At 75.2% G+C, this 22,985-nt stretch carries 15 protein-coding genes and 1 pseudogene; 6 read left to right on the top strand and 10 right to left on the bottom strand.

Annotated elements, in window-relative coordinates; genetic code table 11:
• Nucleotides 1-74: 74 nt before the first annotated feature.
• Entirely contained in the window at nt 75-1,502 is a 1,428-nt protein-coding gene (locus tag LPA42_RS17650) for a UDP-glucose/GDP-mannose dehydrogenase family protein (RefSeq protein WP_043961973.1), read from the top strand.
• A gap of 239 nt (nt 1,503-1,741) precedes the next feature.
• Nucleotides 1,742-6,742: an SCO7613 C-terminal domain-containing membrane protein gene (locus LPA42_RS17645; RefSeq protein WP_228986691.1), complete on the top strand. Its 5,001-nt coding sequence runs from the start codon at nt 1,742-1,744 to the stop codon at nt 6,740-6,742.
• A gap of 7 nt (nt 6,743-6,749) precedes the next feature.
• Here LPA42_RS17645 and purE read toward each other — a convergent pair whose 3' ends face one another.
• From purE to LPA42_RS17630, 3 genes are all read right to left on the bottom strand, one after another.
• A complete protein-coding gene (gene purE / locus LPA42_RS17640; protein ID WP_077936220.1) occupies nt 6,750-7,241 on the bottom strand; it encodes a 5-(carboxyamino)imidazole ribonucleotide mutase in 492 nt (163 codons plus the stop codon).
• The gene (locus LPA42_RS17635; protein ID WP_077936219.1) at nt 7,238-8,401 is read right to left on the bottom strand and encodes a 5-(carboxyamino)imidazole ribonucleotide synthase; all 1,164 of its coding nucleotides are present in this window, start codon (nt 8,399-8,401) and stop codon (nt 7,238-7,240) included. The genes purE and LPA42_RS17635 overlap by 4 nt, the downstream gene beginning before the upstream one ends.
• A gap of 95 nt (nt 8,402-8,496) precedes the next feature.
• Nucleotides 8,497-10,569, bottom strand: a complete 2,073-nt coding sequence (locus LPA42_RS17630; RefSeq protein WP_077936218.1) for a thioredoxin domain-containing protein — start codon at nt 10,567-10,569, stop codon at nt 8,497-8,499.
• A 125-nt stretch (nt 10,570-10,694) separates the two neighbouring features.
• Between LPA42_RS17630 and LPA42_RS17625 the strand changes: the two genes are divergently transcribed.
• Nucleotides 10,695-11,726 (top strand): phosphatidylinositol-specific phospholipase C domain-containing protein, encoded by a 1,032-nt coding sequence (locus LPA42_RS17625; RefSeq protein WP_228986690.1) that lies wholly within the window; start codon nt 10,695-10,697, stop codon nt 11,724-11,726.
• A gap of 560 nt (nt 11,727-12,286) precedes the next feature.
• Nucleotides 12,287-12,479: pseudogene (locus LPA42_RS17620) on the top strand (hypothetical protein); the annotation flags it as partial.
• 70 nt (nt 12,480-12,549) lie between these two features.
• Here LPA42_RS17620 and LPA42_RS17615 read toward each other — a convergent pair.
• The 3 genes from LPA42_RS17615 to mca form a co-directional block, all read right to left on the bottom strand.
• Nucleotides 12,550-14,997, bottom strand: a complete 2,448-nt coding sequence (locus LPA42_RS17615) for a bifunctional diguanylate cyclase/phosphodiesterase (RefSeq protein WP_198956455.1) — start codon at nt 14,995-14,997, stop codon at nt 12,550-12,552.
• Nucleotides 14,998-15,484: 487 nt separating this feature from the next.
• Nucleotides 15,485-15,826, bottom strand: a complete 342-nt coding sequence (locus LPA42_RS17610; protein WP_077936216.1) for a hypothetical protein — start codon at nt 15,824-15,826, stop codon at nt 15,485-15,487.
• A 120-nt stretch (nt 15,827-15,946) separates the two neighbouring features.
• Nucleotides 15,947-16,828, bottom strand: a complete 882-nt coding sequence (gene mca / locus LPA42_RS17605) for a mycothiol conjugate amidase Mca (protein WP_077936215.1) — start codon at nt 16,826-16,828, stop codon at nt 15,947-15,949.
• 179 nt (nt 16,829-17,007) lie between these two features.
• Between mca and LPA42_RS17600 the strand changes: the two genes are divergently transcribed.
• Together LPA42_RS17600 and greA are read left to right on the top strand one after the other, a co-directional pair.
• Nucleotides 17,008-17,442, top strand: coding sequence for a DUF4307 domain-containing protein (locus tag LPA42_RS17600; protein WP_077936214.1), 435 nt, complete (start codon nt 17,008-17,010; stop codon nt 17,440-17,442).
• A 141-nt stretch (nt 17,443-17,583) separates the two neighbouring features.
• Nucleotides 17,584-18,084, top strand: coding sequence for a transcription elongation factor GreA (greA, locus tag LPA42_RS17595; protein WP_077936213.1), 501 nt, complete (start codon nt 17,584-17,586; stop codon nt 18,082-18,084).
• A gap of 89 nt (nt 18,085-18,173) precedes the next feature.
• Here greA and ilvA read toward each other — a convergent pair whose 3' ends face one another.
• The 4 genes from ilvA to LPA42_RS17575 form a co-directional block, all read right to left on the bottom strand.
• Nucleotides 18,174-19,394 carry a threonine ammonia-lyase gene (gene ilvA / locus LPA42_RS17590; protein ID WP_077936212.1) on the bottom strand — a complete coding sequence of 407 codons (1,221 nt, stop codon included), beginning with the start codon at nt 19,392-19,394 and terminating at the stop codon, nt 18,174-18,176.
• Nucleotides 19,391-20,149 carry a DUF4328 domain-containing protein gene (locus LPA42_RS17585; protein ID WP_228986688.1) on the bottom strand — a complete coding sequence of 253 codons (759 nt, stop codon included), beginning with the start codon at nt 20,147-20,149 and terminating at the stop codon, nt 19,391-19,393. The genes ilvA and LPA42_RS17585 overlap by 4 nt, the downstream gene beginning before the upstream one ends.
• A 146-nt stretch (nt 20,150-20,295) precedes the next feature.
• Complete coding sequence (locus tag LPA42_RS17580) at nt 20,296-21,705, bottom strand: amidase (protein WP_077936210.1); 1,410 nt, start codon at nt 21,703-21,705, stop codon at nt 20,296-20,298.
• A 16-nt stretch (nt 21,706-21,721) separates the two neighbouring features.
• A complete protein-coding gene (locus LPA42_RS17575) occupies nt 21,722-22,864 on the bottom strand; it encodes a cystathionine gamma-synthase (protein WP_077936209.1) in 1,143 nt (380 codons plus the stop codon).
• Between the last annotated feature and the right edge of the window lie 121 nt (nt 22,865-22,985).

Below are 22,985 nucleotides of genomic sequence, written 5' to 3'. Positions count from 1 at the left end.
CTTCGGTGCCGGCCAGGCGCCGCAGCCGAATGCGACGCGAGCAAGCGCCGCCAGCGCGAGCGGAGAAGACAGGCGTGACGATCCCGTACCCGAACACCCAACCGATGCCGGCCATCGCCGCGGTCACGCCGCCGTCGGGCGCGGCCCGGCCCCGGGTCACCTTCCTCGGCACCGGGTACCTCGGTGCGACGTACGCCATCTGTTACGCCGAGCTGGGCTACGAGGTGCTCGGCTTCGACGTCGACGCCGACAAGATCGCCAAGCTGAACGCGGGCGAGGTGCCGATCCACGAGCCCGGCCTCGACGAGCTGCTGCGGCGCAACCTGGCCGCCGGCCGGCTGCGGTTCAGCACCGACATCGCCGAGACGGCCGACTTCGGCGACGTGCACTTCATCTGCGTGGGCACCCCGCAGCGGGCCGACGGGATGGGCGCCGACCTGTCGTACGTCGAGGCGTCCGTCACCGGCCTCGCCCAGCACCTGACGCGCAAGGCGCTGATCGTCGGCAAGTCCACCGTGCCGGTGGGCACCGCCGAGTGGGTGGAGCAGCTCGTCGGCAAGCACACCCCGGCCGACCTCGGCGTCGAGGTGGCGTGGAGCCCCGAGTTCCTCCAGGAGGGCTTCGCCGTCGACGACGTGCTGCGCCCCAACCGGATCGTGGTCGGCGTCAAGAGCGACTGGGCCAACGGCATGCTCTACGCCGCCCACAAGGGCGTCTTCGACCTGGCCGCCACCGAGGACCGGGAGGTCCCGCTGGTGGTCACCGACTTCGCCACCGCCGAGCTGGTCAAGGTCGCCGCGAACGCCTTCCTGGCCACCAAGATCTCGTTCATCAACGCGATGGCCGAGGTGTGCGAGGTCGCCGGCGGCGACGTCACCCAGCTCGCCAAGGCCATCGGGTACGACCCCCGCATCGGCAACCGGTTCCTCCAGGCCGGCCTCGGGTTCGGCGGCGCCTGCCTGCCCAAGGACATCCGCGCGTTCCAGGCCCGCGCCCAGGAGCTGGGGGCCGGCGAGGCGCTGCGCTTCCTGCACGAGGTCGACCTGATCAACCTGCGCCGCCGGACCAGGGTGATCGCGCTGGCCGCCGAGCTGCTGGGCCGCCGCGCCGGGCCCGCCGGCCCGGACCTGTCCGGCACCCGGATCGCCGTGCTCGGCGCCACGTTCAAGCCCAACACCGACGACGTACGCGACGCACCGGCGCTCGCCGTCGCCGGGCTGCTCGGCAAGGCCGGGGCGGACGTGCACGTGTTCGACCCGCAGGGCGCGGAGAACGCCCGCCGGGTGGCCCCCGAGCTGACGTACGAGTCCACGATGGCCGACGCGGTGACCGGGGCGGACCTGGTCTGCGTGCTCACCGAGTGGGCCGACTTCCGCAACGCCGACCCGGTGGCCCTCGGCGAGCTGGTCGCCGGCCGCCGCGTGGTCGACGGCCGCAACTGCCTCGACGCGACACTGTGGAGCCAGGCCGGCTGGGAATACCGGGGCATGGGCCGCCCCTGAACCCCGACCGACACCGGTGACGGCCGGCCACGGACCTCGTCCGGGGCCGGCCGTCGCACGTCGGGGCCACCGCTCGGCCGCCCCGGTCACCCCGTCGGCCGCCCCGGTCGGCCCGGTGGCGTCCCCGGTCACCCATTCGTCACCGCCGAACCGCCGACAGGTGTCGAAATCCGCGCCGGCTCAGGGCATGCTGCGACAGTGGTAGTCCACAGTGCGGGCCGGCCGGGTGGAGGGGTGTCGTGCAGACCTTTCAGTGCTCCTCGTGCAGTCGGGAGATCAAGCCGGCCGCGCAGTGCCCGCACTGCGGCGCGCACCAGCCCCAGTGGGCCGGTCACCTCGCGGAGGTCGAGCGCTCGATCGCGGAGATGAAGGCCCGCGAGGCCGCCATCGCCGCCGAGCAGCGGCAGATCGCCGCGAAGATGCAGGCCGCCCTCTTCCAGCGGGACATCCTGAGCCACGCCACCGAGGAACGCCTCAAGCAGGCCGCCCGCCCCCGGCGGGTGCTGCGCCGCCGCCCCGGCCGCCGCCCGCCGACCGCGACGACGGGAGCCCCGCCCCGGGTGCCCCGCCAGGGCGCCGCCCCGCCCCCGCCGCAGGACCCGCCGCCCCCACCCCCGTCGGCCGCCCGCTGGCTGGACGCCGACGACCCCGAGAATCCGCCGGAGGCGTCGTCCCGCGAGGTGCAGAACATCCCCCTCGGGCTGGGCGCGCTGCTGCTCGCCGTGGCCGCGGTGGTCTTCGCCGTGGTGGCCACCAGCTCGATGGACGCCCTGTCCCGGCTCGGGGTCCTGCTCGTCGCCACGGTGCTGCTGCTGCTCGCCCCGCCGGTGCTGGCCCGGCGCGGGCTCACCTCGACCGCCGAGACGATCTCCGCCGTCGGCCTGCTGCTGGTGCCCCTCGCCGGGTACGCGCTGTGGGCGGTGGACCTCATCGGCGGCGGGGGCGCGTCCGGTGCGGTCTTCGCCGGGGTGATCTTCCTGGTCACCGCCGCCGTCGGGTTCGGCTACGCCCTCTTCACGGGGCTGCGCGCGCCCCGCTTCGCCACGGTGCTGGCCGCGCAGCCGGTGCTGCCGCTGCTGGCGTACGACCGGGTGTCCGGGCCGGCCGGCTGGGCCCTGGTGCTGACCGTCGTCGCCATGGTCGACCTCTGGCTGGCCCGGTCCCCGGTGACGGTGGAGCGGCCGGTGCGTCAGGACCTGCCGGGCGGCCGGATCGCCCCGCCCGCCCCGCCGCCCCGGCGGCCCAGCGAGGACGACCGGCCCGCCGGAGCCGAACCGTCCGCCGGGGACGCCGTGCAGGACCGGCCCACCCGGGGCGGCCGGCCCGGCGGGGAGCGGCGGCCGGAGGGCGACCCGGAGGAGGCCGGCGAGGTGCTCGACGCCTCCGGCGGAGTGCCGGCGGGCGAGCCGCCCACCCGCCCGGTGCCGGCCCTGCGCGAGCTGACCTGGCTGCTGCACGGCGTCGCGGTGGTGCTGGCCCTGGCGTACGCGGTGACCGCGCTGCTGCGCGCCGCCTCGGTGCCGACGGCGGCCGGGGCGGGCGCGGCGCTGCTGCTGGCCGCCCTGGTGGGGTTGGGCGGCGCGCTGGTGCTGCGCCGGCCGCCCCTGCCGGACGTGGCCGCCGGCGTACTCACCCTCGCGGTGGTCGGCGCGCTGGGCCGGGTCGCGGCGGTGGCCCTCCCCGGGCGGGCCCTGCTGCTCGTCGCCGCCGTCATCACGGTCACCGGCCTGGCGGTGCGGGCCCTGCCGGAGGCCGCCCGGCGCGGCCCGCAGCTCGCCTCGGCGGCGGCGCTCACGGTCAGCGGCCTGGTGGTGGCCGTCGGCGCGCTGCGCGCCGGGCTGGCCCCGGCCCTCGCGGCCACCCCGGCCTGGGCGGCCGACCTCGACCGCTACCCCGCCGAGCTGGCCGCCTCCGTCGGCCCGGCGGCCTGGCAGCTCGCCGCCAGCGCCTTCCTGCTCACCGTCGCCGCCGTGCTGGCGCTGCCCCCGCAGATCCGCCGCGAGTTCGCGGTGGCCGGGGCGGCGCTGACCGCGCTGGCCGTCCCCGCGTCGTTCGGCCTGGGCTGGGCGGCCGCGCCGTGGCCGATGGTGGTCGCCGCCGTCGGCATCGGCGCGGTCGGGCTCACCGCCACGACGGCCCGGTCCGCCACCGTGCACGCGGTCGCCGCCACCGTCGTCGGCCTGCTCGGCGCGGGCGCCGGGCTGGCCCGGCCGGCGCTGACCGCCGCCGTGCTGCTCGCCCTCTTCGTGGGCGGCGCGCTGGTCGCGGTGGTGCCCCGGGTCCGGATGACCGCCGCAGCCGCCGCGGACACCGTCGCCAACTGGGCCGCGGGCGGGGCGGCGTTCGCGCTGCCGGGGGCGGTGGCGGCGTTCGTCGCCGCGACCGTGCCGACCGACCCGACGCCGACCCCGGCGAGCCTGCGCGTGGTCACCGTGCCGGTGCTGGCGGCGAGCTTCCTCGCGGTCTGCGTCACCCTCGGCTACGCGGCCCTGGTGCAGGTCTCCGAGCGGCGCATCCCCATGCCGCTGGCGTTGGGCACCGGGCTCGGGGCGCTGGTGGTGACGGCCGCCGCGTTCACCGCGCCGGGGGCCACCGCCGCCGACGCCTGGGTGGGCGCGCTGCTGTTCGTGGCCGGCCTGCTGGTCTTCCTCGCCCCGTCGATCGACGCGGGGCGGCGTGCGGACGTGACGCTCGACGGCTCCGACCTGGCCACGGCGGCGGTCACCGCGGCGCTGGTCGCGACGCTGGTCCGGGTCGCGGCGGTGCTCACCCCGGGCGGGCAGCTCGTGGTGGCCGCCGCGCTGGTGGCGGCGGTCGCGGCGGTGGCACGGGCGATGCCGGAGGAGTGGCGGCGCGGGCCGATCCTCGGCCTGGCCGTCGGCGGCGCCCTGATCGGGCTGCTCGCGGGCTGGAGCGCGCTGCGCGGCGGTTGGGGCGTGCTGGCCACCCCCGGCCCGATCTGGGCGGGCGACCTGTCCGGCTGGCCGGCCGCGCCGACCGGCGGGTCCACCTGGCAGGCGCCGGTCGCCCTGGCCCTGCTCGGCATCGCCGCCGGGGTGCTGCTGCCGCATCCGTGGAGGCACGACGTCTCGGGTGCCGCCGCCGTCCTCGCCACCATCAGCCTCCCGGCCGCCTTCGACCTGCCCTGGTGGTCCCCGGTGGTGGTCGGCCTGGCGGTCGCCACCGCCTTCGGGACAGCCGCCGCCGCGTCGCTCGACCCGCGCGCCGGGCTGTCCCGGGCGACCGTCGCCGGGGCGGTCGCCCTGCACGCGGCCGGCGCCGGGCTGGTCCGGCCGTGGACGACCGCGCTGGCGCTGGGCGGGATCGTGCTCGTCGGCGTGGTCGTGGCGGCCCTGTCCCGGGTGTTCGCCGCCCCGTTGGTGGACGACGTGGAAGCGGACGGGATGCCGCCGCACCTGGTGCAGATCGGGGGGATCGCGGCCGGGGCCGCGCTGCTCGCGCTCCCCGGCGCGGTGGCCGCCCTGGCCGCCGACTTCGGCCGGTCACCCGAGGTGGTGCTGACGGCCGCGTTGGCCGCGTCGAGCCTGGGCCTGGCCGCGATCGCCGCGGTCCGCCGGCAGGTCCCGCAATATCTTCCGTACGCCAGCGCGGCCATCGTCGGCGGCGCGACCGTCAGTGCCGCCGCCGCCATCGTGGCCGGGCTGCCCTCCGGCGTGTACGCGGCGGCCGCCGCGCTGCTCGGGGTGCTCGCCGAGCTGGTCCGCGCGTCGACCGTGCCGCCGGCCGGCTCGGCGCAACGGGTCCGGCGCTGGACGGTGCTGCTCGACGGCGCGCTGCGCCGGGCCCCCGACGACGACGGCACGGCGGTGCGCTGGCGCGTCAGCCCGGCGGCGGGGGCGCTGGCCGCCGCGGCGCTGCCCGTCGCGCTGGCCGTGTTCTCGCTCGCGCCCGCGCTGGAGGTGGCGCTGGTCGAGCCGTACCGGGCGCTGAAGCGGGTGTGGCAGGGGCCGCCGCCGGAACTGCTCGCCCCGCCCGCCGACGCGGTCGACCCGACGCACGTGCTGACCGCGCTGCTGCTCACGCTGACCGCGGCGCTGGCCGCCGTCGGGCTCAGCGGCGGGCGACGGTCCCGGGCGGTGCCGGTGGTGCTGCCCGGGGCGGCGGTGACCCTGCTGATCACACCGACCGCCCTGGGCCACGGCTGGCCGGTGAGCGTGCTGGCCGCCCTGTCGGTGTTCACGATCTCGATGCTGGGGCTGGCGCTCAGCCCGCCCCCGCCGATCGCGGAGCGGGCGCGGTCGCTGCGTACCGCCCGGGTGCTGGTCTTCGTGATCGGCCTGGCCGGGGGCGGGGCCGGGCTGCTGGGCAGCCTGGCCACCCGGGAGTTGACCCTGTTCACGCTCGGCGGGGCGGTCGGCGTGGGCGTCGTCGCCGCCCTGTACGGCACCACGCAGCGGGCCCGGATCCTCGGCTGGCTGTTCGCCTCGCTGACGGCGCAGCTGTTCGTGCTGGTCGTCGGCCTGGTGGCGGGCCTGGCCGCGGTCTGGTCCGCGTTCGGGGTGCTGGCCGTCGGGGCGGCCCTGCAGGTGTTCGCCGCGACCCTGCCCCGGCTGCGTCGGCCGGAGGCCCGGCGCGAGGCGGCCACGGTGGAGTGGAGCGGGTTCGCCGCCGCGCTGATCGCCCTGGCGCTGGCCTTCGACTCGCCCCGGCACATCGCCGCGCTGCTGGCCGCCTGGGGTGCCGTGCTCGGGGTGGCGGCGGCCCGGCCAGGGCGGCAGCCGGTGGAGCGGCGGATCCTGTTCTGGGCGGTGGTCTTCTGCGAGATCGTCGCCTGGTGGATCCTGATGCGGGTCGCCGACGTGGCGCTGCCGGAGGCCTACACCCTGCCGTTCGCGGCGCTGGCCCTGCTGGTGGGGGTGCTGGAGCTGCGGCAGCGGCCGGACCTGTCGAGCTGGGTGGCGTACGGGCCCGCGCTGGTGGCCGCGTTCGTGCCGACCCTGGCGATCGTGCTGGCCACCGACTCCAGCATGCTGCGGCAGGTGCTGCTGCTGCTCGGCGCGGTGGCGGTGCTGATCTTCGGCACCACCAGCCAGCAGCAGGCCCCGGTGATCGTCGGCGCGACGGTCACCGCCATCGCGGCGGTGCACGCGCTGTTCAGCCTCGGCCCCTGGCTGGTGCTGATCCCGGTGGGGCTGGTGCTGCTGGTGCTCGGCGCGAGCAACGAGCGCCGCCGCCGCGCCCAGGACCGCCTCCAGACGGCCCTGCGCGGCATGAGATGACGATCGATCAGGTCAGGGTGGCGTGGAGGGCGGCTTCCTTGTCGGCGACCAACTGCTCCAGGCTCGCCTGGTAGGCCACCATGCGCGCCCGCAGCCCCTCGTCGGCGGCGGCGAGGATGCGGACGGCGAGCAGCCCGGCGTTGCGGGCGTTGCCGATCGACACGGTGGCCACTGGCACACCGGCCGGCATCTGCACGATGGACAGCAGCGAGTCCATCCCGTCGAGGTGCTTGAGCGGCACCGGCACGCCGATCACCGGCAGCGGGGTGACCGAGGCGACCATGCCGGGCAGGTGGGCGGCCCCACCCGCCCCGGCGATGATCACCTTGAGGCCCCGGTCGGCGGCGGTGCGACCGTACTCGATCATCTTGCCCGGGGTGCGGTGGGCGGAGACGACGCCCACCTCGTAGCCGACCCCGAACTCGGCGAGGGCCTCCCCGGCGGCCTTCATGGTCGGCCAGTCGGAGTCACTGCCCATGATCAAACCGACGGTGGTCATGCCGGCGTCCCTTCCGTCAGCCAGTGGGCGGCCCGGGCGGCCCGCGCCCGCACGTCCGCCAGGTCGTCGCCGAGCACCGTGACGTGCCCGATCTTGCGGCCGGGTCGCACCTGCTTGCCGTACAGGTGGACCTTCGCGCCCGGCTCGGCGGCGAAGAGGTGGTGCAGCCGCTCGTCGATGGAGATGCCGCCCGGCTGCCCGCCGAGCACGTTCGCCATCACCACGACGGGGGCGGCGAGCGAGGTGTCGCCCATCGGATAGTCGAGCACGGCCCGCAGGTGCTGCTCGAACTGCGACGTGCGGGCCCCCTCGATCGTCCAGTGGCCCGAGTTGTGCGGGCGCATGGCCAGCTCGTTGACCACCAGCCCGGCCGGGGTCTCGAACAGCTCCACGGCGAGCAGGCCGACCACGCCGAGCGCGGTGGCCAGGTCGATGGCGAGCTGCTGGGCGGCGACGGCCAGTTCCTCGGGCAGGCCCGGCGCGGGGGCGAGCACCTCGACGCAGATGCCGCCCACCTGCACGGTCTCCACCACCGGGTACGCGGCGACCTGCCCGAACGGCGAGCGGGCCACCTGCACGGCCAACTCCCGGCGCAGCGCCACCCGCTCCTCGACGATCAGCCGGGTGCCGCCGGCGAGCAGGGTGGCCGCCAGCTCGGCGGCCTGCACGGCGTCGTCGACCAGCCAGACGCCCCGACCGTCGTAGCCGCCCCGGGCCGCCTTCAGCACCACCGGCCAGCCCTGCGCGTCGCCGAAGGCGACCAGGTCGGCCGGCTCGGCGACGGGCCGCCACGCCGGGTTGGGTGCGCCCAGCTCGCCGAGCCGCTCCCGCATGACCTGCTTGTCCTGGGCGTGCAGCAGGGCGTCGGCCGGAGGGAAGAGCTTCACCCCCTCGGCGGCGAGGGCACGGATGTGCTCCGTCGGCACGTGCTCGTGGTCGAAGGTGACCACGTCGCAGCCCTTGGCGAAGGTGCGCAGGGCGGCGAGGTCGGTGTGGTCGCCGTACTGGACGTCGGCGGCGACGAGGGCCGCCCCGTCGTCCGGGGCCTGCGCGAGCACGCGCAGCGACTGACCGAGGGCGATCGCGGCCTGGTGGGTCATCCGGGCCAGCTGGCCGCCCCCCACCATGCCGACAACTGGCAGACCGGTTCGGGTATCCATCTCGCGGGCCAGCCTAGCGGCGGCTCCGCCGCCATCGGGGCGAGGGGTGAGCGGGGTACCCCGCTATACCGAACGCGTTAACAAGGGGCCCTTCCTTACAGCTGGGCGAGGAGGTCGTCGACGGTCGTGACCGGGCGTTGGCAGACGAACCCCCGGCAGACGTACGCGGTGGGCCGCCCGTCGCGCATCGGCCGGTCGGCGAGCAGCGGCACGCCCGGCTGGTCGGGCCGGCCCGCGACCAGCACCGCGCCCGGCGGGGCGTGCCGGTACGCGGCGGCGACGAGCGGGTCGCCGGCCGGGTCGTCGGTCACCACGGCGATCTCGTACGGGCCGGACAGCAGCGCCTCGCCGGCCGCCGCCGCGTACCCGGTGAAGCGGGCGTGCCGGGCGACGATCGGCGCGACGGTGGCGAGGGCCGCCTCGGCGGCCTCCCGGTAGCGGGCCTCCCCGCTCAGGGCCGCGTACGTGACCAGGGCGGCGGCGAGCGCGGACCGGCCGGACGGGGTGGCGTTGTCGGTCGGGTCGGCCGGCCGGGCCACGAGCTGCTCGGCGTCGTCGGCGGTGTCGTAGAACCCGCCGCCGGGGGCGGCGAACCGGGCGAGGGCGGTGTCCAGCAGGTTGCCGGCCAGCTCCAGCCAGCGCCCCTCGCCGGTGAGCTGGTGCATGGCGCAGAACGCCTCGGCCACGCAGCCGTAGTCCTCCAGCACCCCGGCCGGCTCGCCGACCACCCCGTCGCGGGACACCCGGCGCAGCCGGCCGTCGACGAGGTGCACGGTGGCCAGGTGTTCGGCGGCGTCCCGCAGCGCGCCGTCGGCGACGATCGTGACACCCTCCAGCAGGTTGGCGTCGGCCTCGTCGCCGCCCACGCCCGCGCCGGTGCCGGTGCCGGTGCCGAGGGTCTCGACGAGGGTCTCGACGAGGCGGACGAACTCGGCGAGCGCGGTGATCGCCAGCCCGTTCCAGGCGGCCACCACCTTGTCGTCGCGGGCCGGCTGGGGGCGGGTGTCGCGGGCCGCGAGGAGCCGCCCCACGACGTCGCGCCAGCGGCCCCGGACCGCCGGGTCGACGTCGTCGACGTCCCGGGCCAGCCGCAACACGCTCGTGCCGTGCTCGAACGAACCTGACTCGGTGACCGCGAAGAGGTCGGCGGCCCAGCGGCCGTCATCCTCGCCGAGGACCTCGACGAGCTGGGCCGGGGTCCAGGCGTACGTGAGCCCCTCGACGCCCTCGGTGTCGGCGTCCAGCGCGGACGCGAAGCCCTCGCCGGGCCGGTGCAGCTCGTCGGCGAGGAACCGGGCGGTGTCGCGGGCGACGCGCCGGGCGAGCGGGTCGCCCGTGAGCCGCCACAGGTGGGTGTAGACGCGCAGCAGCAGCGCGTTGTCGTAGAGCATCTTCTCGAAGTGCGGCACCGTCCAGTGCCCGTCCACCGAGTAGCGGGCGAAGCCCCCGGCCAGCTGGTCGTGGATGCCGCCCCGGGCCATCGCCTCGGCGGTGTGCCGGGCCATCTCCAGGCTCTCGGCGGAGCCGGTGCGCTGGTGGTGACGCAGCAGGAAGAGCAGGTTCAGGTGCGGCGGGAACTTCGGGGCCCCGCCGAAGCCGCCGTTCTCCCGGTCGTACTCCCGGGTGAGCTGGGCGGCGGCGGCGTCGAGCAGGTCGGCGGTGAGCGGGGCGGTCGGGCCGCCGACGGCCTGCGCCCCGCCGATCGCCTCGACCACGGCGGAGCCCTGTTGCAGCACGGCCTCGCGCTGCTCCCGCCAGGCGGTGCCGACGGACTCCAGCAGCCGGACGAAGTTGGGCTTCGGGAAGTAGGTGCCGCAGAAGAACGGGGTGCCGTCCGGGGTGGCGAAGACCGTCATCGGCCAGCCGCCCTGCCCGGTCATCGCCTGGGTGGCGGTCATGTAGACGGCGTCGACGTCGGGGCGCTCCTCGCGGTCCACCTTGATCGCCACGAAGCCGTCGTTGAGCAGCTTGCCGACGGCCTCGTCCTCGAACGACTCGTGCGCCATCACGTGGCACCAGTGGCAAGCGGCATAGCCGACGGAGACGAGCACCGGCACGTCGCGCCGCTTCGCCTCGGCGAACGCCTCGTCGCACCACGGCCACCAGTCCACCGGGTTGTCGGCGTGCTGGAGGAGGTACGGGCTGGTGGCGCTCGCGAGTCGGTTCACCCGTCGACCATATCCACCGGGCGGCGGTCCCGCTCCGGCCGCCCGCAGGTCTTCCCCCATTCACGTTCATGTATTTATATCGGTGCATGCCCGGCGACGGTCGCCGGCCCGCCGAGGAGGCACGCATGCGCCGATCCCGTTCCCTGCCCGCGCTCACGTCGATCGCGGTGCTCGCGGCGCTCGTCGCCGCCGGCCCCGCCGAGGCCGCCGTCGACCCCGGTGCCCGGGTCTCGGCGACCACCGCCGTCGGCACGCACAACGCGTACGACAAGGGGACGTACGACTACCTGGCGCAGGCCCTCGACGCCCGGCCCGGGATGATCGAGCTGGACGTGTGGCCCGACATCGTCGCCAACCAGTGGCGGGTCAGCCACTCCAACCCGCTCGGCAACAACAACAACTGCGTCGCCGCCACCAGCGCCGCCCAGCTCTACACCGGCACCCGCAACAAGAACCTCGAACACTGCCTCGACGACATCCGGCTCTGGCTCGCCGCCCACCCCGACGCCGGCCCGTTGCACCTCAAACTGGAGCTGAAGACCGGCTTCAGCGCCCGCACCGGGCAGGGGCCGGCGCAGCTCGACGCGCTGCTCGCCGCCCGGCTCGGCCCGGCCGTGTTCCGCCCCGCCGACCTGAAGGGCGGGCACGCCAGCCTCGACGCCGCCGCCCGCGCCGACAACTGGCCCACCCGGCAGCAGCTCGCCGGCCGGGTCGTCGTGCACCTGATCCCCGGCACCGTCGAGGAGGGCAACCCCACCGACAAGCTGTGGACCGACATCGAGTACGCCCAGCACCTCGCCGCGCTCGCCGCCGCCGGCACCCTCGGCTCGGCGCAGGCGTTCCCGGCCGTGCACCGCGCCCAGGCCGGCGACCCCCGCACCCGCTACGCCGACACCGCCCTGCGCCCCTGGTTCGTCGTCTTCGACGGCGACGCGTCGGCGTACGTCACCGGCGGCATCGACACCGCCTGGTACGACACCAACCACTACGTGCTCGTGATGACCGACGCGCAGAACGTACCCCCGGCGGTGGGGAACACCGACCCCGAGGCGGCGGCGGCCCGGGTGGCGCAACTGGCGCGGGCCCACGCGAGCATCGCCTCGGCCGACTGGGCGGCCCTGCCCAGCGTGGTCGACGACGTCCTCCCCCGCGGCTGACCCGCTGCCTGGGTGGGACCTCCTGGTGCTGGCAGTCGGAGATGCCGCCTCACCCGACCGCGTACGCGAGATGATCCAACACTGCACCGGTCTGGCGCATCCGGAGGGGGACATTGACCCGCGGATCGAGGGCTTCTACGACGAACTGCGGCAGCGGTTCCCGGATCAACCGCCTGCGGCGCAGAGTCGCCCTGGAACTCGACGCCCCTCGCCGTCGGCATCGATCACGTCGGCATGAGCATCAGCCCATTCGGCTCCCGGCGGCGAGGCCGTGGCCGCAGTGTGTCACCTGGCCGAGCGGCATGGGTTGGTCATCTACGACCCTCAGGGCGACGAGATCACCGGGCTGCACCACGTTTCGCACGGTTCGTTGGCCGGTTGCGATGGAAACACGTCGGCGTGTCGTGTACCGGAGGCAGCCACCGTTCCCCGGCCGGCGTGCCGGACTACCCGGGTGGCCACGGGCCTGAGGCGCGGGTCTGCGGCGGAGCGCCGCCCCGCCGATAGACTGATCTGGCCCGTGAGCTGCCCCGATTCTCGATCCTCAGGAAAGCGCAACCGTGCAGTTATCCCAGGCCCTGGACCTCATGGAAGCCCTCTTTCGGGCCGCCGAGCACCCGGACATCACCGCCGTCGAGCGGTACGGCCGGGACGACCAACCTGGCGGGCAGTCCCCACCGGGCGTGAAGGTCGTCCACCGGTCCGGATCGACCGGAGTGCTCTGGGCCGCCGCGTGACGCTGGACCCGCACCCGGACTATCTGATCACGGTGTGAACAAGCCGCCCCCGTGCTCGACGAGCACGAGGCCGCTTCCCGTACGGGTCAGGAGGCGCCGTCTGCGCGCAGCGGCACGACGTTCGCCTGGGACGTGTCCACCAGCGACCCGAGCACCGCGCTGATCTTGTCGGCCGGCATCGGCTTGAAGAAGTGGTAGCCCTGGGCTGCCGTGCAGCCCAGCTCGGCCAGGGCGAGCCGCTGCTCGGCGGTCTCCACGCCCTCGGCGACCACCCGCAGGCCCAGCTCGTGGGCGAGGCCGACGGTCGCCCGGACGATGGCCGCCGCCTCCGGCGAGTCCGCCATCCGGATCACGAACGACCGGTCGACCTTCAGCTCGTCCACGGCAATGCGGGTCACGAACGCCAGCGACGAGAAGCCGGTGCCGAAGTCGTCCACGGCGAGCTGCACGCCCATCGACCGCAGGGTGGCCAGCACCTCGTCGATGACCTCCAGCTCGCTCATCACCACCGTCTCGGTGATCTCCAGCACCAGCCGTTGCGGCGGCACCTGGTGGCGGCGCAGCGCCTCGCCGATCTCGGCGGGCAGCCGGGGGTCGAGCAGGCTGCGGGCCGACAGGTTCACCGAGATCGGCACGTCGAGGCCGGCGCGGGCCCACTCGGCGGCCACGGTGAGCGCCTTGTCCAGCACGTACCGGGTGAACGTGCCGAGCTGCTCGCTGTTCTCCACCGGGCGGATGAAGTCGCCGGGGCCGAGCCAGCCCCGGCGCGGGTGCCGCCAGCGGATCAGCGCCTCCACCCCGGTCGGCGCGCCGGTGGCGAGGTCCACCGCCGGCTGGAGCGCCAGCACCAGCTGGTCGTCGGCGGCGAGGGCCTCCCGCAGCTCCGCGAGCAGCGCGAGCTGGTCGGTGCTCGCGGCGTCCTTCGAGCTGTCGTACGCGGCGACGCTGCCGCCGCCCTCCTTCGCCTGGTACATCGCGATGTCGGCCCGGCGCAGCAGCTCCGTCAGGTCGGCGGTGCCGGCGTCGGCCACCACCACCCCCACGGACACCTCGACGGACATCCGCACCCCGGCCACCTCGGTCGGGGCGGCGAGCCGCTCGGCGATCTCCCGGGCCTGGCGCAGCGCGTACGCCATGGGTGCGGTCCGGGCACCGACCACCGGAACCGACGTCAGCAGCAGGGCGAACTCGTCGCCGCCGAGGCGGCCGAGCAGGTCCCCGGAGCGGGTCAGCGCGCCGAGCCGGTTGGCGGTCAGCCGCAGCAGCTGGTCGCCGGCGGCGTGCCCGAGGGTGTCGTTGACCTCTTTGAACTGGTCGATGTCGAGCAGCAGCAGGGCCACGGGGTGGTCGTGCGCGCGCTGCCGCAGCGCCTGGTCGCCCTTGCCGAGCATGGCGGCCCGGTTGAGCAGGCCGGTCAGCGGGTCGTGCACCGCCTCGTACGACGAACGGGCGGTGACGAGGCGCAGCTCGCGGTGGGTGGCGGCGTCGTGCAGGGCGGCGGCGAGGGCGTCGGAGTATGCGGCGGCGGCGTCCTGCTCGCGGGCGTCGGGTGGCGCCGAGCCGGGGAACCGGACGCGCAGCTCGCCGACCCGGCTGCTGCCGACGGTCAGCGGGCGGACCAGCTCGTGCGGGCCGGCGGCGGAGCCGGTGGGCGGGTCGATCTCCCGGTCGGTCACCCGGCCGCCGCTGTCGCCCCGGTAGCGTCGCCACCGGCCGTCGCCCCGCGCCACGTCCACGTCGACCAGCTCGGCGCCGAAGAGGGTCAGCGCGCCGGTGACGGCCGCGGTGGCGACGCCCCGCTCGTCGAGCTGGTTGAGCGCGGCGGTGGCCTCGGCGAAGGCCCGCCAGGTGCGCCGCTCCTGGTCGGCCCGCAGCCGGTGCCGGTAGGTCTGCTGGAGCAGCCAGAGCACGGGCGGGAACGCGAGCAGCCAGCGGGCGTCGAGCTCCAGCAGCGCCACGGCGGCCAGGCCGACGGCCACGTTCCCGACGAACATGAGCAGCTTGCCGCGCAGCGCGGCGAGCAGCGGCGGGCCCATCGGCACGCCGTGCCGCAGGGCGACGGCGACCCCGCCGAGCCAGGCCGTGGCGAACAGGTACGTCACCGCGCCGGCCGCCAGCGCCAGCGCCAGCTCCGGGGTGGGGGTGGCCAGCAGGGGCGCGCCGAGGGCGCTGGTGACCGCGACGGCGAGGGCGGTGGCGGCGCTCAGCGAGGCGGCGATGCGGACGGTCTCCAGCGGCGGCTGACGGTCGGCGGCCAGGGAGAGCAGCGCCCAGGCCAGCCCGGCGCCGACGAGCGTGGTGGCCGGGAGCCAGCCGGCGGGGACCAGGTGGAGCCCGACGACGAGGGCCGCCTCGCCCCAGGTGGTGCTCACCATTCCGGAGGCGGTGCGGAAGCGCAGCCGGGCGAGCTGGGCGACCACGACGACGGCGACGCCGATGCCGAACCGGGCGGGTGCCGGGAGCGGGTCGTCGGGCGGCAGGTGGGTGGGGAGGGTGAGCCCGATCGCGGCGGCCACGAGGGCGGTGAGCGCCACGGCGACGGTCAGGGCGAGGACCCGGTGAGGGGTGCTCCGTTCCGCCGACCGGTCGGGGTCTCCGGCGGCGCCCCGCCCCGGCGGACCGGATTCGGTGCTGGCCCGCAACTGCGGGTCGGATTCGGTGCCGGCCCGCCCCGACGGGCCGGGATCGGCGCTGGCCGGCTCCGGCAGGCCGAGCGGATCGTCGGCCCTGGCGGAGGTCACCGACCTCCCCCGTCCGCCGGTCGCCGCACCGCGCCGCGGGCAGCCGGTCGCACCGCGTGGCGGCGGGCAGCCGATCGCGCCGCACCGCAGGCAGCCGGGCAGAGCGCCGCAAGACGGACAGCCCGTCGCACCGCACAGCGGGCAGCCGTCGCTGACCCGGTCATCGGTGCCCCCTCCCGCGCGCGGCCCGGGGACTTTTGGTCCCCCGGCGGAAGGCTAAGCCAAAGCCGGGGAGCGCAACAGGGGGCGACGGCCGGCTTCGGCGTGAATCACGCCCCGATCACCCGTTTCCGTGCTGCTGGGGGCCCTTCGGGGCGGTCGAGCGTGAGTCGTGCCCCAAGGTCCCGTCTGTCGGATCGACGACTGTGGCGTCGGCCCGCCCCGCGTCGGTGGCCGCTGGCCCGCCCCCGACGGCGGCGTCCACCCGGCCCGCGTCGGCGGACTCACCGGGCGCGGGGAAGTGGTCGGGCAGGCGGCGCAGCCGGGAGTTCATGTTGCGGATGAGCAGCACGGTGGCGGTGCCCAGCAGCACGATGAGGAAGAGGCCCATCGGGCCGGCCAGGCCACCCGTACGCGTGTCACCGAAGTTGTTCTGCGCGAGCACCTGGGCGGCGGTCAGCATGGTGTTCCTCCGGGTCGTGGCAGGACCCCAGGGTAGCCCGGCGCCGGATCGGCGGTCACGGCCGGCTCGGTGAGCTGCACGGGCCGTGCGGCCCGTGCAGCTCCCGCCGGCACGGCCGGCTCAGCAGGCATGGGCCGTCTCGCGTACCCCGGCGAAGAGGTCGGACTCGGGCAGCGGGCTGTCCACCACCGAGCGGGCGAGCTGGAAGTCCTCCGTGGGCCATGCCTGCCGCTGGAGCTCCATCGGCACGTGGAACCAGAAGCCGTCCGGGTCGATCTGGGTGGCGTGGGCGCGCAGCGCGTCGTCGCGGACCGGGAAGTAGTCGGCGCACTCGACGCGGGTGGTGATCCGGGGGCCCTTGTCGGGGCGGTCGTCCCAGCGCTTGAGCCACTCCTCGTAGGGCGACGCGAGGCCGGCGGCGAGCATGCCCTCGTGCAGCGCCAGGATCTTGCCCTTGGAAAAGCCCACGTCGTAGTAGAGCTTGAGCGGCTGCCAGGGGTCGCCGAGGTCGGGGTGGCGCTCCGGGTCGCCGGCGGCGTCGAACGCGGCCACGGTGACCTTGTGGGTCATGATGTGGTCGGGGTGCGGGTAGCCGCCCTCCTCGTCGTACGTGGTGATCACGTGCGGACGGAACTGCCGGATCAGCCGCACCAGCGGGCCCGCGGCCACCTCGACGTCCTGGAGGGCGAAGCAGCCCTCGGGCAGGGGCGGCAACGGGTCGCCCTCGGGCAGCCCCGAGTCGACGAAACCCAGCCAGGCCTGCTCGACGCCGAGGATGGCGCGGGCGGCGTCCATCTCGGCGCGGCGGATCTCGGCGATGTTGGCCCACACGTCCGGCCGGTCCATCTTGGGGTTGAGCACGCTGCCGCGCTCGCCACCGGTGCACGTCACGACCAGCACGTCGACCCCCTCGGCGACGTACTTCGCCATGGTCGCGGCACCCTTGCTCGACTCGTCGTCGGGATGCGCGTGGACGGCCATGAGACGCAGCTGCTCTGCCACTTGCGGCGCTCCTCGTCTGTGCCCACCGGCGCTGCCTGCCGGCGTCGCCCGCCGACCTGTCATCCTTACCTCAGCGAAGGTGACTGAGGACTCGTCCACGAGCCGGCGCCGGGCTGGAAAGATTGGACTCTGCCATTCTTGCCGATGGGGCCGACAACAACGCCAGGAGACCGCCGCCGGTGACCGAGACGCACGCCACAATCACGCCGGGTGCGCCCGTGTTCCCGCCGGGCCGCTACGGCCGGCGCAGGGAGCCGGGCCGACGCCGGCCGGCGCTGGTCGCGCTGCTCGCGACAGCCCTGGTGGCGGCACTCGGGCTGGCGGCGTTCAGCATGTACGGCAAGTACGGCGACCCGACCTACGACGCCCAGGTGATCACGTACACGGACATCACCGACTCCCAGGTGGTGGTCGACTTCCGGGTGACGGTCCCGGCGGGCGGCTCGGCGACCTGCGTGCTGCGGGCCCGCTCGCACGACGGGGCGGAGGTGGCCCGCGAGGAGGTCACCGTGGCCGCCCGGCCGGGCGAGTCCCAGGCCGCCGCCCGGCACCGGTTGGCCACCACGGCCCGCCCTTTCATCGGTGAGGTGGTGCGCTGCCGACCGGCCGACTGAGCTGCTGAGACGCCACCGCGCCACGCGCACCGCGGGCCCCGCCGCCGGCACCCGCGGTGATCGTCTGCACCCGGACGGGCACGGCACTGGTAACTTGGTAGTTCACCCGTCAGCCAGTCCGCACAACCGAGGAGATCGCCTGTGTCCAACAAAGGGAACGAGGCGCCCGCCACCTGGCTGTCCCAGGACGCGCACGACCGCCTCCAGGCTGAGCTCGACGAGCTGATCGCCAACCGGCCCGTGATCGCGGCCGAGATCAACGCGCGGCGCGAGGAGGGCGACCTCCGGGAGAACGGCGGCTACCACGCCGCCCGCGAGGAGCAGGGCAAGCAGGAGGGGCGGATCCTCTACTTGAAGGAGCTGCTCCGCACCGCCAAGGTCGGCGAGGCGCCGAGCGCCGACACGGTCTCCCCCGGGATGGTCGTCACGATCTACTTCGACGACGACACCGACGACACCGAGACCTTCCTGCTCGGCTCGCGGGAGATCTCCTCCACCACGGAGCTGACCGTCTACAGCCCCGAGTCGGCGCTGGGCAAGTCGATCCTGGGCAGCCGGCCCGGCCAGACGGTGACCTACACCGCGCCGAGCGGCGCGGACATCAAGGTGACGGTGGTCAGCTTCGAGCCGTTCACCGGCTGACCCGGCCGTCGAGCCGAACAACTGTTAACAAGGGCCCCTTGTACAACGGAATGCGTTAACAAGGGGCCCTTCCTTGCACCGGTAGCAGCTCAGCGGTCGGCGGCGAAGACCACCTGGTAGCCGCTGGCCCGCAGGGCGCTGATCAGCGTGTCGGAGTGCTCGACGCCCCGGGTCTCCACCGACAACGCCACCTCGACCTCGCCGAGCCGCAGGTGCGGGTTGGCCCGCTGGTGCTCCACGTCGACCACGTTCGCCCGGTGCTCGGCGATCTCGCTGAGCAGCGAGGCGAGCTGCCCGGGGCGGTCCGAGCAGCGCACGGTCACCCGCAGATAGCGTCCGGCCGCCGCGAGCCCGTGCTCGATGACGCGCAGCATCAGCAGCGGGTCGATGTTGCCGCCGGAGAGCACCGCCACCACCGGCGTCTCGACCTCCAGCACGCCGGCCAGCAGCGCCGCCACCCCGACCGCGCCGGCCGGCTCGACGACCTGCTTGCCCCGTTCCAGCAGCATCAGCAGCGCCCGGGAGATGTCCTCCTCGGAAACCGTGACGATCTCGTCGACGAGCTTGCGGACGTGGTTGAAGGTGATCTCCCCCGGGCGGCCCACCGCGATGCCGTCGGCGATGGTGCTGAACGCCGGCAGGCGTACCGGCTCGCCGGCCGCCAGCGAGGGCGGGTAGGCCGCCGCGCCCGCCGCCTGCACCCCGACCAGCCGCACGTCGGGCCGCAACGCCTTCGCCGCCACCGCCATGCCGGAGATCAGACCACCGCCGCCGACCCCGGTGACGATCGTCCGCACGTCGGGGCACTGCTCCAGGATCTCCAGCGCCACGGTGCCCTGCCCTGCGATCACGTCCGGGTGGTCGAACGGGTGGATGAGGATCGCCCCGGTCCGCTCGGCGAAGGTCTGCGCCGCCACCAGCGACTCGTCGACGGTGTTGCCCATCAGCTCGACCTGCGCGCCGTAGCCCTTGGTGGCGGCGACCTTCGGCAGCGGCGCGTTCACCGGCATGAAGACCGTCGAGTGCGTGCCGACCAGCCCGGCAGCGAGGGCCACCCCCTGGGCGTGGTTGCCGGCGCTCGCGGCCACCACCCCCCGGTCGCGCTCCGCCGCCGACAGCCGGGAGATCCGCACGTACGCCCCGCGCACCTTGTACGAGCCGGCGCGCTGGACGTTCTCGCACTTGAGCCACACCGGGCCGCCGAGCGCGGCGCTCAGCGGGCGGGAGGGCTCCAGCGGGGTGGTGCGGATGACGCCGGCGAGCAGCTCCCGCGCGGCGCGTACCTCGGCGAGGCCGACCAGTTCCGTCATGCCCCGATCGTGCCACCCGCCCCCTGCGGGAGCTGCGGGGACATCCCCGACGCCCCGCCCGGCGACCAGCCGGGGTGACCGGGCCAGGCGGGTGCGGCCCGGGCGATCCGGTCCTGCTGGGCGGCGGATATCCGGCGGAGCAGCACGATGAACGAGACCCCGGCGACCAGGCAGGCGGCGCAGAGGAGCAGCCGGGTGTCGAGCGTGTCCTGGTAGTAGCGGACATAGCTGCCGAACTCCACGTCGTTGCGGGGCCACTCGGTCAGCCGCTCGTACCGCCGGCTGTCGTCTTGGGCGACGAGGATGTCGCCGACGGTGAAGGTCAGCCAGGCGGCCCACCAGATCCCGACCAGGGCTGGCGTGGTCCGGCGCGGCAGGCTGTCTCGGGCCACGTTCGCCACCATCCGGGCCGGTACGACGAGGTTGGCGAAGGGCACCAACCAGCCGGCGATCGCCCAGCCGGCGCCGAGGCTCGGCAGGGCACCCGGGAACGCGTCGAGGTTCGTCCGCGCCCGCCACGTCCAGATGATCACCAGAACCGAGGCGACCACCCCGGCCAGGCCGTACGGCAGCCCGAGCAGCACCTCGGCGAGGGCCGCGACCATCACCAGGTCCCGGTCTTCCCGCTCGCCCGCGACGCGGGCCATCCGCTCGCCGACCAGCGGGAACAACGCGCCGGGCAGGTAGAGCACGGTGGCCGCGCCGACGGCGACCGCCGCTGCGGTGCCGAGACCCCGGACGGGGTACGTAGGCACGTTGGGCAGCACCGAGGGCTGACCGAACGGCGTGCCGCAGCGCTGGCAGTCGGGGTCTTCCGGGGACGTGGCGTCCCCGCAGGTGTGGCATTGCACTTCGGAACCGCCCAGGGTGTGTGCGTGCGGGACGCACACACGCTAGGCGGTCACGCGGCGGCCGGCGACCCCGTGCCGACGCGGGGGTAGCCGGGGGCGTGCCGGGCCCACGGGGCCTGCATCTCGAACTGGCCGGCGACGCCGAGCAGCAGCAGCTCCGAGCCGGGCGGGCCGACGAGCTGCACCGCCACCGGCAGCCCGTCGGGGCGGCGGCCCACCGGCACCACGATCGCGGGCAGGCCGGCGATGTTCCACGGGGCGGCGAACGGGGCGTACCGGATGCTGGCCTTCATGTTCGCCGCCCAGGACCGGCCCGACCAGCCGACGGCCTCCGGAGGCGGCCCGGCCAGCGCCGGGGTGAGCAGCAGGTCGACCGAGTGGTCGGCGAAGAAGCCGATGGACCGCTCGCGCCAGGCGACCCGGTCGGACTCGCGGACGTACCCCCGGCGTTGCGCCCACTCCCCCAGCGCGACGTGCCGGCGGTTGCGCCGCTGGAGGCTGCGCCGGTCGAGCCCGGCGGCCCGCACGTCGGCGGCGGCAGCGGCGAACCAGGTGGCGATGCCGGCCAGGCCGAGGCGGGTCGGGTAGACCGGGTCGGCGGGCACGGTGTCGTGGCCGGCGGCGGCGAGCAGCCGGCCGGCGGCGGCGACCGCGTCACGGTTCGGCGCGTCCGGGGCGACGCCGCGCACCGGGGACCGCAGCGAGACACCTACCCGCAGCCGCTGCGGCGGGACCAGCTTCTCCTGCGGGCGGCCAGCGAGCACCTGGAAGCCGACCGCCGCGTCGGCGACCGTGGAGGTCAGCATGCCGTGCTCGGTGAGGCCGAACCAGTCGTCGGCGCCGAGCTGGCAGGGCACCACGCCCCGGCCCGGCTTGAGCCCGACGAGGCCGCAGCAGGCCGCCGGGATGCGGATCGAGCCGAGGCCGTCGTTGCCGTGCGCCATCGGCACCAGCCCGGCGGCCACCGCCGCCGCCGCGCCGCCGGACGAGCCGCCGGGGGTGCGCCGCGGGTCCCACGGGTTGCGGGTGACCGCGCTCGCGTCGTCGGTGAGCGCCCAGAGGCCCAGCTCGGGCATCCGGGTCACCCCGAGGATCACCGCGCCCGCGCCGCGCAGCCGCCGGACCACCTCGTGGTCGGCCTCGGCGACGGCGCTGCGCACCGCCGCCGAGCCGTGCCAGGTGGGCAGGCCCGCGACGGCGGTGTTCTCCTTGACCGCGACCGGCACGCCGGCCAGGGGGAGGTTGGCCAGCTCCTCCTGCTCGTCGACCTTCTCCGCCTCGGTGATCGCCTCGCCGCCGCGCACCGTGCGGAACGCGGCGAGGTCGGCGTCGGCCCGGGCGATGTGGTCGAGGTGGTCGGCCACGACCTGCGTGGCGGAGACGTCACCCCGGCGTACGCCGCGGGCGATCTGCTTCGCGGTCGCGCCCACCCAGGTCGGCATGAGGTCCTGCACGGCCACCCTCCCTCACCAGCGGTCAGCCCAGTGCCTGCTCCAGATCGGCGAGCAGGTCGTCGACCGTCTCGATGCCGACAGACAGTCGCACGAGATCACCGGGAACTTCAAGCGGCGAGCCGGCGGCACTTGCGTGTGTCATCCGGCCCGGGTGCTCGATCAGGGACTCCACCCCGCCGAGGGACTCGGCGAGCACGAACAGCTTGGCCCGGTTGCAGATCTCGACGGCGTGCTCCTCGCCGCCGGCCGCCCGGAACGAGATCATGCCGCCGAAGCGGCGCATCTGCTTGGTGGCCACCTCGTGACCGGGGTGCGACGGCAGGCCCGGATAGATCACCTGGGCGACCTTCGCGTGCCCGTCGAGGTACGCGGCGATCCGCTCGGCGTTGTCGCAGTGCCGGTCCATCCGTACGCCGAGGGTCTTGATGCCGCGCAGCGTCAGCCACGCGTCGAACGGGCCGTTGACCGCGCCCATCGCGTTCTGGTGGTAGCGCAGCTCCTCGCCGAGCGTCCGGTCGGCGGCGACCAACGCCCCGCCGACGACGTCGGAGTGCCCGCCGACGTACTTGGTGGTGGAGTGCACCACGACGTCCGCGCCGTACGCGATCGGCTGCTGCAGGTACGGCGAGGCGAACGTGTTGTCGACCACCAGCAGCGCGCCCGCGTCGTGGGCGACGGCGGCCAGGGCGGCGATGTCGGCGATGCCGAGCAGCGGGTTGGTCGGCGTCTCCAGCCACACGATCCGGGTCGCGCCGGGCCGGATCGCGGCCCGCACGGCGTCGACGTCGGAGACCTTCGCCGGGGTGTACGTCAGCCCCCACCGCTCGGCCACCTTGGCGAACAGCCGGTACGTGCCGCCGTACGCGTCGTCGGGGATGACCACGTGGTCGCCCGGCTTGCAGACGGTACGCAGCAGGGCGTCCTCGGCGGCCAGGCCGCTGGCGAAGGCCAGCCCGACAGGGCCGCCCTCCAGCGCGGCGAGGCACTCCTGGAGGGCGTCGCGGGTCGGGTTGCCGGATCGGCTGTACTCGTAGCCCTGCCGGGGCGCGCCGACGGCGTCCTGGGCGTACGTGCTGGTCTGGTAGATCGGTGGGATCACCGCGCCGGTGCGGGCCTCCGGGTCCTGTCCGGCGTGGATCGCGAGCGTCTCGAAGCCGTGGTTCATGCCGCAGACGTTAGCCGGTGGGAAGGAGGGGCCCCTTGTTAACGCCTACGGTAGAGAAGGGTTCCCCGCTCACCGCCTCCCGAGCCGGCCGCGCCTTCGTGAGGTTGTCCGACCGGTGTTC

The sequence above is a fragment of the Micromonospora sp. DH13 genome (assembly GCF_020873825.1).
Taxonomy (GTDB): domain Bacteria; phylum Actinomycetota; class Actinomycetes; order Mycobacteriales; family Micromonosporaceae; genus Micromonospora; species Micromonospora haikouensis.
This window is presented reverse-complemented; position numbering and strand designations above follow the sequence as displayed.